The 13,717-nt window shown below is 42.0% G+C and carries 12 protein-coding genes; 3 read left to right on the top strand and 9 right to left on the bottom strand.

Annotated features, from left to right (window positions below; genetic code table 11):
* Positions 1-56: 56 nt before the first annotated feature.
* From ACIFOT_RS26985 to ACIFOT_RS26975, 3 genes are read right to left on the bottom strand one after another with little or no spacing between them, the layout of a single operon-like run.
* Complete coding sequence (locus ACIFOT_RS26985) at positions 57-1,346, bottom strand: ABC transporter substrate-binding protein (RefSeq protein WP_430070396.1); 1,290 nt, start codon at positions 1,344-1,346, stop codon at positions 57-59.
* Between the two features lie 30 nt (positions 1,347-1,376).
* Complete coding sequence (locus ACIFOT_RS26980) at positions 1,377-2,189, bottom strand: fructoselysine 6-kinase (protein ID WP_430070393.1); 813 nt, start codon at positions 2,187-2,189, stop codon at positions 1,377-1,379.
* Between the two features lie 53 nt (positions 2,190-2,242).
* Entirely contained in the window at positions 2,243-2,983 is a 741-nt protein-coding gene (locus tag ACIFOT_RS26975; protein WP_430070390.1) for a GntR family transcriptional regulator, read from the bottom strand.
* A 448-nt stretch (positions 2,984-3,431) separates the two neighbouring features.
* On the opposite strand from ACIFOT_RS26975, the gene ACIFOT_RS26970 reads away from it, so the two are divergent.
* From ACIFOT_RS26970 to ACIFOT_RS26960, 3 genes are all read left to right on the top strand, one after another.
* The gene (locus ACIFOT_RS26970) at positions 3,432-3,926 is read left to right on the top strand and encodes a sigma-70 family RNA polymerase sigma factor (protein ID WP_430070387.1); all 495 of its coding nucleotides are present in this window, start codon (positions 3,432-3,434) and stop codon (positions 3,924-3,926) included.
* 359 nt (positions 3,927-4,285) lie between these two features.
* Complete coding sequence (locus ACIFOT_RS26965) at positions 4,286-5,707, top strand: diguanylate cyclase domain-containing protein (protein ID WP_430070384.1); 1,422 nt, start codon at positions 4,286-4,288, stop codon at positions 5,705-5,707.
* A 78-nt stretch (positions 5,708-5,785) separates the two neighbouring features.
* Positions 5,786-7,291 (top strand): diguanylate cyclase domain-containing protein, encoded by a 1,506-nt coding sequence (locus tag ACIFOT_RS26960; protein ID WP_430070381.1) that lies wholly within the window; start codon positions 5,786-5,788, stop codon positions 7,289-7,291.
* A 345-nt stretch (positions 7,292-7,636) separates the two neighbouring features.
* Here the strand turns inward: ACIFOT_RS26960 and ACIFOT_RS26955 are convergent, their stop codons facing one another.
* The 6 genes from ACIFOT_RS26955 to ACIFOT_RS26930 all read right to left on the bottom strand — a co-directional run bounded on the left by ACIFOT_RS26955 (position 7,637) and on the right by ACIFOT_RS26930 (position 13,536).
* On the bottom strand, positions 7,637-8,953 hold the full coding sequence (locus ACIFOT_RS26955) for an ammonium transporter (RefSeq protein ID WP_430070378.1): 1,317 nt from the start codon (positions 8,951-8,953) through the stop codon (positions 7,637-7,639).
* Positions 8,953-9,318 carry a P-II family nitrogen regulator gene (locus tag ACIFOT_RS26950; protein WP_430070375.1) on the bottom strand — a complete coding sequence of 122 codons (366 nt, stop codon included), beginning with the start codon at positions 9,316-9,318 and terminating at the stop codon, positions 8,953-8,955. The genes ACIFOT_RS26955 and ACIFOT_RS26950 overlap by 1 nt, the downstream gene beginning before the upstream one ends.
* Positions 9,319-9,489: 171 nt before the next feature.
* On the bottom strand, positions 9,490-9,714 hold the full coding sequence (locus ACIFOT_RS26945; protein WP_430070372.1) for a hypothetical protein: 225 nt from the start codon (positions 9,712-9,714) through the stop codon (positions 9,490-9,492).
* Positions 9,711-10,925 carry a Ger(x)C family spore germination protein gene (locus ACIFOT_RS26940; protein ID WP_430070369.1) on the bottom strand — a complete coding sequence of 405 codons (1,215 nt, stop codon included), beginning with the start codon at positions 10,923-10,925 and terminating at the stop codon, positions 9,711-9,713. Before ACIFOT_RS26940 ends, ACIFOT_RS26945 begins: the two co-directional genes overlap by 4 nt.
* The gene (locus ACIFOT_RS26935; protein ID WP_430070366.1) at positions 10,922-12,037 is read right to left on the bottom strand and encodes a GerAB/ArcD/ProY family transporter; all 1,116 of its coding nucleotides are present in this window, start codon (positions 12,035-12,037) and stop codon (positions 10,922-10,924) included. The genes ACIFOT_RS26940 and ACIFOT_RS26935 overlap by 4 nt, the downstream gene beginning before the upstream one ends.
* An 8-nt stretch (positions 12,038-12,045) precedes the next feature.
* Entirely contained in the window at positions 12,046-13,536 is a 1,491-nt protein-coding gene (locus ACIFOT_RS26930; RefSeq protein WP_430070364.1) for a spore germination protein, read from the bottom strand.
* Positions 13,537-13,717 lie beyond the last annotated feature (181 nt).

Here is a 13,717-nt window from a genome sequence, read left to right as displayed (position 1 = left end):
TTCTCCCTCCTGGAAGGGGCAGGCAAATCGCAAGCAACTGCCTGCCCTTCTCATTCTTATTCCACTTCACTTTGGACTTGCTTCGCTACCTTCTGAACTTCCTTAATAATTTGTTCCGGTGTTTTCGAGCCATCCAGCAGGAGCTGGATATTGGATAAATACACATCCGCCACTTTTGCGTGAACATCGGTATCAAGCCACTCCGCCATGCCTTCTGCTTTCTTCATCGCCTCAACGCCTTCTGCCACTTCCTTCAAAGCCGTGTCTGGATTTGTGGCGCCGTCAATCGGGCTAGGCCAGCCAATTTGTTTGACCAACTTTAGAGAATTTTCTTTGCTGGTTAAGAATTTTAGGAACTGGATCGCTTCTTTAGGATGCTTGGTTTTCGAAGAAACGATAAAGCCATCTGGTGCGCCGGTGATGAAATTCTGATTTCCTTTTCCATCGGTAATCGACGGCATCGGGAAGAAGCCCCAATTGCCCTTCATGTTTTTATCCATATCGGCAAATTCTTCTAATTCCACATACATAATTGCGCCCTTGCCGGCGAAGAACAATTGCTTCGCCATATCATGCGAGCTGGAGTTAACATTTTTCATAAAATAACCCTTTTTATTCAAATCGGCTAACAGCTGCATCGCTTTGACATAGCCTGGGTCGGTGAATTCGCCGGAACCTGGATTATAGTCTTTCATTCTTACATCCTGGGAAACTTCTTTTTGGTTTAAGCCTGTTAAGTAATGAATCGCGGCCCATGGATCTTGGTTTCCAAGAATGAGCGGAGTCTCGCCGCCCTTTTTCAACGTATCGAGAGTCTGTAAAAATTCATCCCAGGTCGCAGGCTCCTGCAGATTATACTTTTCAAAAATTTTCTTGTTGTAAACAAAGAATTTACCATTGAATCGAAGTGGGATACCGTAGTTTTTTCCGTCAGAGGTGAAAGGCTGCAGGGATGCTGGAATAAAGCTGTTCTTCCAAGCTGTATCTTCATTTAGATACGGAGTTAAATCTAGGGCTGCATTGGCACGGACGAACTTGCGGGCAAATTCGCCGGACCAGGAGAACATGATGTCCGGAACCTCGTTGCCGCCGAGGATGACACGAAGTTTGTCCTTGATCGGTTCATCGGCAATAGCTTCCATTTTAATCTTGATGTTAGGATTCTGCTTTTCAAAATCTTTGACGACTTCTTCAAAATAGGGAGCGTATTCTGGCTGCGGCCACTTATGCAAAAACTTTAACACTACTTTTCCCGACTCATCTTCCTTTGTGGATGAAGAGCTCGAGCACCCCGCGAGCAACAGGGCGAACACCAACATGAATGTTAAGACCAGCTTTGTTTTCATAGCAATAGACCCTCCTTATTTTTATAAAAATTAAAACGGAATTCCATAGCCAAAAGCGCCATCGACCAGGCAGGTTTTGGCTGCGAATTTCGCGCCTTCTTCCAAACTTCTTTCCAATCGATTTCCAGCTAAATGATGCAGGATAAACGCTGTAAAAAAGGAGTCGCCGGCACCTAGTGTATCTACCGGCTGAACAAAATGCGGCTCTTGACGGTAAAAATTCTCGCCATCAAAAACCAGCGCGCCCCGCGCGCCCATCGTGCCAATCGCCAGCTTACTGCCAAAGGCATAAACTCGTTTTAATAAATTCTCAGCATCTTCAACCGCCAGCTGTCCGCATGAAAGAAGACTAATATCAATATGAGGGCAATTTCGTTGTAGCAATGAATCAGTGTAGTCACTCGAAAAATCATAGGATACGAGAATACCCGCTTCCTTCAATTTCGGCAGCTCTGTATCCATATCGCTGTAGATGCTGCTATGAGCTAGATTGAAAGATTTAACATAGTCGAGGTCTTCGTTGTTGAGGACAATTGGATGATCCTTCTGGACACCTCCGCCATTCCCGCCAATAAATACCCGGTCGCCATCAACTAAATCGACCGCGGCAAAGCCGTTTTCTCCTTTATGCTGGCGGCATTTCGAAATATCCACATCCAAGCTTTTTAATGTTTCAATAATATGTGCTGCCGCTAGATCATTCCCGAAAACGCCCAGATAGGCGGATTCAATCCCTAATTGCTTGGCATAGACGGCGAAATTCAGGGCGTTCCCGCCGGGATACATCGTTTTTTTATACATATATTTATCAACGACATTATCGCCAACACCAATTACTTTCATCTCGGTTCCCTCCTTTAATGGTATATACCATTTCATGTAAATCTGAAACAAAATCATTTCAGATTAAGTTCAGAATAAAACCTTACGATATCGCTTCTAGTTAAAGAAATGGAAAATTCTATTTCTTGGTCATGGTGGTCGTAGGCGACGGACTCCTGATATATACACGGACTTTCGGAGCGGATTTTTAATAGCTTACTATCACTTTCCTCCGAAAAAGTAACCTGCATTTGCTCCTTTGCCTTGACTAGAACAATCCCGTACTGATCCTCTAAGATTTGATAGAGAGATGCATTATCGAAGATAAACTGTTCGAGATTTGGACATAGTTTTTCAGAAATAAACGATTCTTCGATCGCTACCGGCATTTCATTGACTGAGCGCAATCGTTTTAAGGTAATAAGTGTTTCTCCGATTGGCACATTCAATTTCCTGGCGATATGGGGCTTGGCCTCGGTCTTCCCGATGGAAAGCACCTTTGTACTGGGAATAAACCCCTTGTTCAGCATATTTTTCGTAAAACTATTAAAGGTAATAAAGTCCATTACAATTTTATTGTTGGTGATGAACGTTCCCGCGCCTACCCGCCGCTCGACCACACCTTCTCTTTCCAGGACGGAGAGTGTATGCCTTGCCGTCATCCGGCTGATTTGAAATTGCTCGGCCAGCTCCCTTTCAGACGGAAGCTTATCTCCGTGCTTCAGCTTCCCACTCTCAATATCATCCAGAATCTTTCCCTTTAGCTGCTTATAAAAAGGAACCTGATCTTCTTCGTCTCGTATCCTTCTGCTCATTGATAATTTCCCCTATTTTAGTTGATATTCACTCCTAAAACTAATTGTTGAGGTTCCTATAAAATTTGTCAATTTTGATAATGGTATATACCATTTAAAGTAATTTTTAAAAAGTAAGGACCATTAAAACGCTTTCAATTTTTCCGGTAGAGTAAATGGTAAATTGCTTGCGGGTTGAGTTTAGAATAGTCCAAATTTTTTGTGCCGTCAATGATGTTTCAATAAACAAATATCGACGAATCTCGCAAAAGATTTTTTTATGTTAATAATCTAACAAATGAGCAAAAATGAGCTCCAAAAATCACTTTTGTGCATAAAAATCGACTGTTTCAGGCGAAAATGCGCTCCAAAAGTGATTTTGTGACATTCGATATGCTGAGACATTCCCGCTATGGTAGAGGTACCCGGGAATACCAAGTAAAGCGCGCTTTCTGAAAGGAATTTACCATTGGAAAGCTTCGAACAATTATTAGAACAGTACCAGCCGATGATCCAAAAGATTATCAACTCACTCCATCTTTACAAAAACAAAGACGAATTTTACCAGCAGGCGCTCATCGCCCTGTGGGAGGCTAGCAGGCGCTTCAATCCTGATAAAGGGAGCTTTACCAACTACGCCTACTCCTATATTCGCGGACACCTTCTCATGGCATTACGCAAATCGCATCGGGACAGCGAACGAAACCTTTATCCTGGTGAAGAGTTCTGGGCTGCGTTTGAAGATGATTATTCTGTCTGTCCATTAGAAAAAGAAACTCTATTAACCTATTGTTCCACCCTGACGCCAAGTCAAAGAAAATGGGTACTCGATTTTGTCCTCTACGGTTTTTCGATTAGAGAGATTGCCGAACGGGAGAAAGTATCAATCTCAGCTGTCAAACAATGGCGCTTGGGTGCGAGGGAAAAGATAAAGGACTTGATGCTTTCTGTCGAAAACATTTAAATCCACCTGACACGCTTCTCCATTTTTCCGCTGTTCTGTTTGCTATTTTTAGTAATAGATATCCACGAACTTGACCATACTGATGAAGGAATTCTTTCAGGTAGGAGTGGTTTTTATGGAAGAGCGGGAAAGTTTTTTCACAGGGTTGCTATGGGGTACAGCACTAAGCATCCCGTTATGGCTGGCTTTTTTTGGATGGGTAAAAATAATCCTCCATCATTTATAAATTTCAATTCGCTGATAAAGGGGATGAGGTCCCCGTTATCGGCTTTTTTATTTTAAAATAAACCGGAATACCCTTTCCTTTCCCTAAAAATGTGCTAAAATACCGAAGATAAATAGAAAAAAGGATGATCAACTTGAAATCCTTCGCTACGAATCTATTAACAACACAAGAATTTAATCAATTTAATGACGAGCAGATATTTGAAAGAATAAAACTCGTTTCTTATATGCTGATTTTCACCTATCCAGGTTTTTTCATCGTCGACTTTGTTTTTTTTAAAAATCTCGACAAGCCCCTTTTTAAATGGGTGCTCGAAAGCGTGCATATTGCTGGACTGGTGATATCACTTATATTTCTTATGATCTATCGGAACAAGAAAGCTCCTAAAAGTTTCATCGTAAATGGCTATATTCTCCTCTATTTGGTGATCGGGGCCGTTTCCTCTATCAACAGCCAGCTATTCACCGGAAACATTTACGCCTATATCATAATATTACTGGGAGTCGCGGCCATCTTCCCGATTCGGCCTAGAAACCTATTATTCCAGTATGTCACAGTCCATATTTTTTTCTTAATCGGCTTATATCTGATTGAATCCAATCATTATTCGTTCCTTTCAAAGTTAATTAACTCGACAGGTACTGCCGTCATTTCATTTACAATAGCACTGGCCTTCTATTCTTTGCGAAAAAATGATTATTTAAATAAGCAGAAGCTTAGCCGGAATGAAGAAAGTTTTCGGAGACTATTTAATTTGAATCCAAACCCGTTAATTTTGACAAAGCTCGACAGTGATGAGATTGTCCTCATGAATAAACAAGCAGTCGAATACTACCCGGAACATATGAATGCAAGCTTCTTGTTCAGCAGTCCTAATGAGAAGCAGGAAATTTCAAATAGACTATTAAAGGAAAAAAGCATTAAAAATTATGTAACAGAGCTGCAAATTACATCCCACATACGGAATTGGTCGCTGCTTAATTTCGAATTGGTTGATTACCTCGATGACACCTGCATTTTAATCGATTCGACCGATATTACCGAAATGAAAAAGAACGAGGCCGAGCTCCTTCAGCATGCATCGATTGATATGCTGACTGGCATTCGCAATCGGCGCAGCGGCATTGAGCTCCTCCGACAGTTGCTTAAAGAGAATTCGCAGGAATTTATTATTTGCTATATTGATATAAACAATTTGAAAATCGTCAATGATCGTTTTGGTCATTCAAACGGCGACGACTTGATTAAAACTTGCTGTGAGACAATTAGCGAAAACCTTGATCACCAAGACGTGTTATTCCGCCTTGGCGGGGACGAATTCATCGTAATCCTATTTAATAAGAAAAGGGAAGACGTTGAAGAAGTGTGGACTGACATTCAGAGTGCCTTCCATGAGATTAACGTTTCCAATCAGAAACCCTACGAAATCTCAGCTAGCCACGGATATTACCATTATAAACCTGGGACAGGGGTAACGCTCGAGGAAATACTAGAGTTGGCGGACCAGGAGATGTACAAGAAAAAGGCGATTTATAAGGCGTTGGAAAATGTTTAAATGTTGTTATTGTGATGTTTCGGATAATAGGATACGATAGATTGGGTAATATTTACTATTTAATGGGGTAGTGTACATATGTATAAAAATTTAATTATGGACCTCATCGCTAACCTTGCCATTTTAACTTCATCCATCGTCCTTATCCATTACTTTTTTAAAAATAAAGGCAACTTTTTCGATATTTATCACCTGAATACAAGAACCTTTAAGGCCAAGTCCAAACTATTCATTGGTTTGTTTTTCGGCATAATCGGGACACTCCTTATGTTTTATGGATTGCGGCTTGGCACGGGAACTCTTGTCGATTTCCGGCATTTTCCCATTATCATCAGTTCCCTTTTTGGCGGAATTCCTTCTGCATTCATAACGGGAAGTATCATCGCGATTTCGCGAATCTTTTTTAACAGAGAAACAGATTTGCCGTCCATCATCGGAGCCTTTAATGCTATTCAAATGGCCATTGCCTGCGGTCTCCTTTCCACCTATGCCAACCAATGGAGGAAATGGGTATTTTTAAATATCTATTGTTTAATTTCTATTAATCTCATCGCAATTTATTTAATTAAAGACCTAAGTACTCTGCTGCTTATTACGGTTTCTTTTTGGACGACCTCCATGATTAGTGCAATATGTATATTCTATTTGATTAATTATCTATTAAAAACTAGTTTTCTTCAAAATCGAATAAAAGAGAATGAGGAACAATTCCGCTTAATAAGTGAGAATATGTCGGACGTTGTCATGGTGCTGGACACGACAGGGATGGCGCTTTATGCTTCTCCTTCTATCGAACTTTTTGGCGGGAAGCCGATGGAGTATATCGGAAAGTATCCTCGTGAATACATTCACCCGGAGGATGTCGATCGTGTCCGAGAGATGTTCCGTAAAGTGGTCATCGATAGAAGCATTTTAGTAACGGAATACCGCTGGCGGCATTCAACTGGGGATTGGATCGATGTCGATATGCGCGGAACACCAATCATTGAAAACGGAGAAGTGACAAAAGTGGTGGCCGTTTCGAGAGATATTTCTGAGCGGAAAAGGATGGAGCTGCAATTGCACTATTTGTCGAATATCGATGGCTTAACCGGAGTATCCAACCGGCGCTTTTTTGATAGACAGCTTGAAAAGGTATGGATCAAGTCTGTGCAAGCGGAAACGCCGCTGTCGCTGCTTTTTTTTGATATAGATTATTTTAAACCTTATAACGATACATATGGTCACCCAGCAGGTGATCGGTGTTTGCAAAAAATTGGTGTTCTTGTCCAAGAGCTTCTTGTTCCTCCACAGATTTCGGCCCGCTATGGCGGGGAGGAATTCGCCATCATTCTTCCGGAAACCGATTCAGCCGAAGCGGTTATCATTGCTGAGAAAGTGCGCAAGGCGGTTGAGGTATTAAACATTCCTCATCAAGCTTCACAGGAATATGGGGTATTAACCGTAAGTATCGGCATTGCCACTTATCAGGCCGGATCGGCTCGATCCACCAGCGAATTGATTGAACAAGCGGACAAAGCATTGTACCAAGCAAAAAATACTGGGCGGAACCGAGTATGTAGCTGGGGAGTTTTGGTTCAATAATGAAGGCGGCTTAATTAGCCGCCTATTTATTTTAGCTCGGGATGAATTGAGGGTCGGAATGAAGACCATCGGGGCTCTTCTTTGGCACTGTTTGATAGTTTTTTGCCACGTTTTGTCCCATAGAGCTCTTCTATGGGACAGTTTGATCGTTTTTTTGCCATGTTTTGTCCCATAGAGCTCTTCTATGGGACAGTTTGATTGTTTTTCTACTAAGTTTTTCCTATAGAGCTCTTCTATAGGACAGTTTAATAGTTTTGTAACAAAGTTTTGTCCCATAGAGCTCATCCATTGGACTGATCGATCACATTTTTACTTGGTTTTTGTCCCAGTGCAAAAAGCTTCCCATTAAACTGGTTTCTCCGCCTTTACTTTACTCGTAACAGGAGCCGAAACCGTGACACCTGTGGTTTCTTCAAAATTAAATAAACTTGTCGGCAGATCCGTGAAACGCTCCAATTCGTTGTATGCCGGAATACCGTGGTAGGACATGTCGAGACCCTCTTCTTCCTCCCGCTCTGATGCCCGGAAGCCGACCGTTTTTTCGCAAACCTTCGCCATAAACGTTCCGCCAAGCAGCCCCCATACAATCACCACCGCTGCCCCTAAAAGCTGTACCTTTAAAAGCGAGAAATCACCCGTATTCAACAATCCTGACGAACGATCAAACAACCCAACCGCGATCGTTCCAAACACACCGCTAAAGCCATGGACAGCCACAGCGCCGACAGGATCATCCACCCTTAAATAATCCACAAATAGCGTTGAATAAATTACCAGCAAACCGCTAACCGCCCCAATTAAAACTGCACTCCATTCGGAAACAAATGCACATCCTGCCGTAATCGCCACTAATCCCGCTAAAACACCATTGATCGTCATACTTGGATCAGCTTTGCCAAACTTCTTCATCGTTAAAAATAAAGCAGCCGAACCGCCGCTTGCTCCAGCTAACATCGTGTTAATTGCAATCGGGGCTAGGCTTGAGCTCGAGGCATCCAAAGTGCTTCCGGCATTAAAAGCAAACCAGCCAAACCACAGAATAAACGCACCAGCTGAAGCCAATGGAATATTACTAGGGGCAAAAACGTTCACGCTGCCGTCAGAATTGAATCTGCCCTTCCGTGGCCCTAACCATTTCGCCATCGCAAAAGCGGCAAAGCCGCCAACCGCATGAATCGCCGCCGAACCAGCGAAATCCTTCATGCCTAATTTCGCCAGCCAGCCATCACTATTCCAAATCCAGTGACCGGACAAAGGATAAATAATAATAGAAATAAGGGCAGCTGTGACCACATAGGCTTTAAAATTCATCCGCTCTGCCAGTGCACCCGAAATAATCGAAATACAAGCAACCGCAAATCCCATCTGAAAAAGCACAAACGCCACACTGGGCAATTCAATCGAAAGGGAAATTTTTTCCGGGCTGCCAATCAGGCTTGTGCCAACGAAGCCAAAGGCATCCTTGCCAAACATAATCCCAAAGCCAATCAGCCAAAACGCTAAGGCGCCAACCGTTAGATCGACAAAAATCTTCATCGTGACATTGACGGCATTTTTTGTCCGGACAAACCCTGCCTCCAATAAACTGAAGCCGCCTTCCATAAATAACACCATGGCCGCAGCCAGGACCACCCAAATGGTATTGACATACATAAGTTCCATTATGATCCCCCTTCTCGATTTGCTAAATCATCGATATCATAATCAATCGTTCCCGTCCGAATATTGTACGCTTCCAAAATCGGATAGACGTATATTTTCCCGTCTCCGTCTTCGCCTGTCTGGGCTGCCTGGACAACGGTGCGGATGGTCGACTCCACCAAATAATCGGAAAGCACAATTTCCAGCTTTACCTTTGGATGCAAGGTCACTTGATAATTTTTTCCGCGGTACACACCTTGGGTATCTTTTTGCTTCCCGCGGCCAACCACCTGGGATACGGTAAAACCGGTAATGCCTATCTTTTTCAAGCCCTTAATGGTATCTGTAAGCCTTTCAGGCCGAATAATCGCCTCAATCTTTTTCATGGAAACACCCCACATGTTACTTTTCCTAACATCAATATGTAAAAATATATAACACTGACCAACCCTTCGTCAATGGAATTTTTCCACCAGTGAATCAATTCTGAATATTTAAATAATTATGTAAGCCCTTACATAAAAAAATATCCCTTCAGCAGGGATATCGAAAGCTATTTATTCAAGTAGTTTTCCTAGAGGTTTGTACAACAAATCAATTAATTCTGTAGGACCAGGCACATCCGGGAAAAAGATTAACAGGTTAGCAACAACCCATCCAAGGGCCGAAAAAACAATTAAAACCACTCTATCTTTTTTTTGATTTTTGTTTATTTTTGTGATCTGGGAAAGGACCATAAATAAAACAAGCAGAGTCGTTCCCAATAAGGAAGCTATTTTCATTCTCCATTCCCCTTCTTACTAGAAATGAGCGGATGACCGGATTGCATTCCTTGCCTTTTAATTTTGATTTTCGGTACTATTGTTACTTTTACGTTTGGAAAAATTTCATTCCAACGATCTTTTTCTTTTTTCCATATCTCAGGATACTCGCGGTGAAAGGCGTCAGCAAACCCAAAAACATCTGCTTTCATATCCTTTTGAACTTCCTTTAATGTTTCGTTTACTCTTTTAGCCAGCTGGCTCTTTAATTGTTGCTCTAAGGCTTTAACTACTATAGGATTCGTAACGTCTAAGTCAGTTGTATTTTGCATGATATCATCGTCCGCTTCAGCCTTGAGTACAACTTCCCATTTGCCATTTTTTATTTTCGGAAGGATTTTTGTATTAGCCCGCAGTAATTTCATAGAAACATAACCTTTTGCACCTCTAGGTGTAACGGTGATGGTAGAATACTTCACTTCGTCCCTAAGCCACAAAAGCCCCCTAGTAACGGAATCATTTATTTTACCAACCATTTTGTCCCTCTTAAATATCGCTGTTCCTGTAATATAAGCGATGGTTCGCTTTTCCTCCTGACCTTCGATTGGAGGAAGAATCTTGATCCACGGAATGGCCGTATCGCCAGCCTCACTTACCAACATTTCCGCGAAATCTTTGGTGGTAACCGTCATTCCTATTTTTTCTTCCCCCAATTCTCGAACCACTTCTGCAAGATCACGTTCCAGCGGCGGAAGAAGACTTAATATTTTTCGAGCTCTCTCTTTGCTGATAAATAATTGAGATCGTTCTCGAAGCTCTGGCATACGAATAAAAAAATCGACATCCTCTGCAATTCCCTCTTTAGCGATCGCCTCATTGAAGATAAACACTTCGCAATGGCTCCAGAAAATTTGGCGCGGCAGTTTTTCTTGAAGAATCGACATCGCTTCAGCAATGGTATTTCCTTGCGCAGAGCGTATCACCGTCTGCATGATTCCGCCGCCGCCTGAGCCCTCCATACCCTGCTCACTGCCGCTTCCGCCTTTCGGTATATACAAAAGAACCGTAAGCTCCATTTTTCCATTTTGTTTTTTATCAATACCAGCACCTCTTATCAATGCCAGATCATTTACTTCCCTTCTATCCCAACAGCCCGCTAATAAAAAAACAAAAAGAATAAGAAAAAGAAAAAAGATTTTCTTAAGGGAGGCCTTCCCATAATGCCGTCTCATCCTGTTATTGACCCTTTCATTTGCTGTCTTTTCTTTTTAATTAATGCAATGATAAGAAGGAAAACCGGAATGCCAACCTGGATTGATAGTAAATAAAAGGCAGCAGAAGTACTAAGGAAATGTGATAGTACCTGCAAATTTGGCGCAGACCATACCCCAAATAAAATTAATAAAAAGCCTATTGGGAGCACAATCGGACGAAAATCAGAAATCTTAAGCCACTGGGCAGTCCCCAAAACAAGCGCATAATAAAAAACCGTAATTTTAATAAAAGTACCGGCAACCCAAAGGGCCATCACGATCGATTCCAAATGGGCCAAAAAATCAGCAATACTAATATACCGAGCCGCTACCATAACAGGATAAGTCAAGGAAGCTGTCAATTTTCCAAATAACAAAAGGGACATGACATTGGTCAGCACCATATAAAACATAACACTAAAAACCGATATCATTCCCCATTTCATCCCTTTATCCTGATCCCTTAGATAGGGAAAGAAAAAAGAAACAAGGATAAATTCACTAAACCAGCTTTGCAGGACAATCGAACCCTTCAGGGATGGCCCTAAGCCTTTTTCCAACATTGGAAAAAAATTTTTGGTATCTAAATCCTTTAACAGCATGACAAATATAACCAAATAAAGGACTAACAAAATAGGGACAATCATCTCAGAGCATCTCCCTATCACTTCAAGGCCGCCATAGACAGCCATGGAGGAAACAATAATCATGGTCGAAAACATAACGAGCATGGGTGTCTGATGGAGGAAGGTGCCAGAAACAAATTCTCCATACTCACGGACGATAATGCCTGTTACATGAAAATAATAAAACACCAAAATCATGCCAACAATTTTCCCTGGAATTTTTCCGAGAATTTTCTCGCTGTATTCAAACATTGTTTCTTTCGGATAGAGCTTATTAAGTCGAAAAGCAACAAATACAATTAAAAAACCAATGAAAGATGCCCAAATCGGCGATAACCACAAATCTTGTTTGGCTGTTTTCGCCGTGATCGCGGGGACGAGCAGTAAACCGGTGGCTAAAATGGTCGGATTCATCATAAAGGCCATTTGTAATGCCGATATCTTGCCTCGTTCAAGCATATCCATTTCAACTCCTATTCAGTTCCCTTAAGCGGGTTAGGTTTCTGCCCCTCCGGCTGCCTATTTGTATTAGAATATCCTGTGAAGCGGGGGCGCTTTTTTAGGGACCACCATGGTGCTCTAATCAATACATCTTTCATCTCCGCTCCCTTCATCGGTGCCATTGGGGATAAATACGGAACGCCAAAGGAACGGATCGTGTTTAAATGAACGATGATGGCAAGAATCCCTAGCATAATCCCGAGTAACCCCAGTGTCCCAGCAGCTACCATCATAGGGAAACGGAGCATTCTAATAGCGGTGGAGGCGTTGTACCGGGGGATGGCAAAAGAAGCGATCCCTGTGAAGGCTACAACCATGACCATTGGTGCCGATACAAGTCCCGAAGAGACAGCTGCCTGGCCAATGACCAAAGCCCCAACAATACTGACAGCGGAACCGACTTGTTTGGGCAGACGGATCCCCGCCTCCCTTATGGCCTCAAACGTAATCTCCATTATAACCGCTTCAATCAGAGCAGGAAACGGAACTTGCTCTCTTGACTTTGCCATACTTAACAATAAAGTTGTTGGAAGCATCTCCTGATGATAGGTAAGAATCGCCACATAGGTAGACGGAAGCAGTAAGGCTATGAGCAATAAAATATAACGCAGCCAGCGGATGAGTGTTCCAATCATAAACCGTTGATAATAATCCTCAGAAGCCTGTAACAAAGAATAAAGTGTGGCTGGTGCAATCAAAACAATTGGTGTGCCATCAACTAAAATAACTACGCGGCCTTCCAGCAAGCTTGATGCCGCAACATCCGGCCGCTCTGTATTTAATATTTGCGGGAATGGTGAATAAGGATAATCCTCGATGAATTCTTCGATATAGCCGCTTTCCAATACACCATCAATATCAATGCGGTTCAGCCTGTTATGGACTTCATCAAGCAGATGAGGATCAACAATCCCCTCGATATACATATAAACGATTTGCGTTTGGCTGTAGCGCCCCACGACTAATGATTTCATTTTTAAATTCGGGCTCTTTATTTTTCTTCGTAACAGCGATATGTTAACACTGTTTGTTTCCGTAAAGCCCTCCCTGGGACCTCGAACGACGGATTCAGCTATCGGTTCTTCAATGGCACGTTTTTCCCATTTCGCCAAACCAATTGTAATGCCATGTAGTTGTTGATCTATCAACATAACCGGATTCCCTGAAGAAATTTCCTGAATGGCCTGCTTGATGTCCGAAACAGGTTTCACCTTAGAAACGGACAGTTTCTGCTCAAGTATCGCCTGAATGTCTGGGAGTCTCGTTATTTCTTGCTGCATCAGCGGGGAAAGCACATTTTTATCGATTTCTTCAATATTGGCCAAACCTTCTGTATAAATGAGAAGGGCTTTTGTTTTATTACTGATTAAAAAACTGCGAAAAATAACATCGGGACAATCTGTGAAAGTAGATTTCAGGACTGTTTCATTTTCGAATAAATGACGTGAAAGTAAATCCATCATGAATGCCTCATTTTATTTGTTCAGTCTAATTTCCTTTTTCTAAAATATAATTCTATGTTTTAGTATGCTTTCAAATGGTTTTATTATCCAAACACAAATACAAAATATGGATGGATTTATCTCAAACAATGGAGAATGCCTGTTAGTAAAATCCGATTACAACAAATAGAGTAGGCGCATG

This window comes from Neobacillus sp. NRS-1170 (assembly GCF_050468025.1).
This window is presented reverse-complemented; position numbering and strand designations above follow the sequence as displayed.

Coding starts and splice junctions, on each gene's coding strand:
- ACIFOT_RS26975 (WP_430070390.1), bottom strand. CDS start 2,983: ATGAGCAGAAGGATACGAGACGAAGAAGATCAGGTTCCTTTTTATAAG.
- ACIFOT_RS26940 (WP_430070369.1), bottom strand. CDS start 10,925: ATGAGACGGCATTATGGGAAGGCCTCCCTTAAGAAAATCTTTTTTCTT.
- ACIFOT_RS26960 (WP_430070381.1), top strand. CDS start 5,786: ATGTATAAAAATTTAATTATGGACCTCATCGCTAACCTTGCCATTTTA.
- ACIFOT_RS26950 (WP_430070375.1), bottom strand. CDS start 9,318: ATGAAAAAGATTGAGGCGATTATTCGGCCTGAAAGGCTTACAGATACC.
- ACIFOT_RS26935 (WP_430070366.1), bottom strand. CDS start 12,037: ATGGATATGCTTGAACGAGGCAAGATATCGGCATTACAAATGGCCTTT.
- ACIFOT_RS26930 (WP_430070364.1), bottom strand. CDS start 13,536: ATGATGGATTTACTTTCACGTCATTTATTCGAAAATGAAACAGTCCTG.
- ACIFOT_RS26980 (WP_430070393.1), bottom strand. CDS start 2,189: ATGAAAGTAATTGGTGTTGGCGATAATGTCGTTGATAAATATATGTAT.
- ACIFOT_RS26955 (WP_430070378.1), bottom strand. CDS start 8,953: ATGGAACTTATGTATGTCAATACCATTTGGGTGGTCCTGGCTGCGGCC.
- ACIFOT_RS26985 (WP_430070396.1), bottom strand. CDS start 1,346: ATGAAAACAAAGCTGGTCTTAACATTCATGTTGGTGTTCGCCCTGTTG.
- ACIFOT_RS26945 (WP_430070372.1), bottom strand. CDS start 9,714: ATGAAAATAGCTTCCTTATTGGGAACGACTCTGCTTGTTTTATTTATG.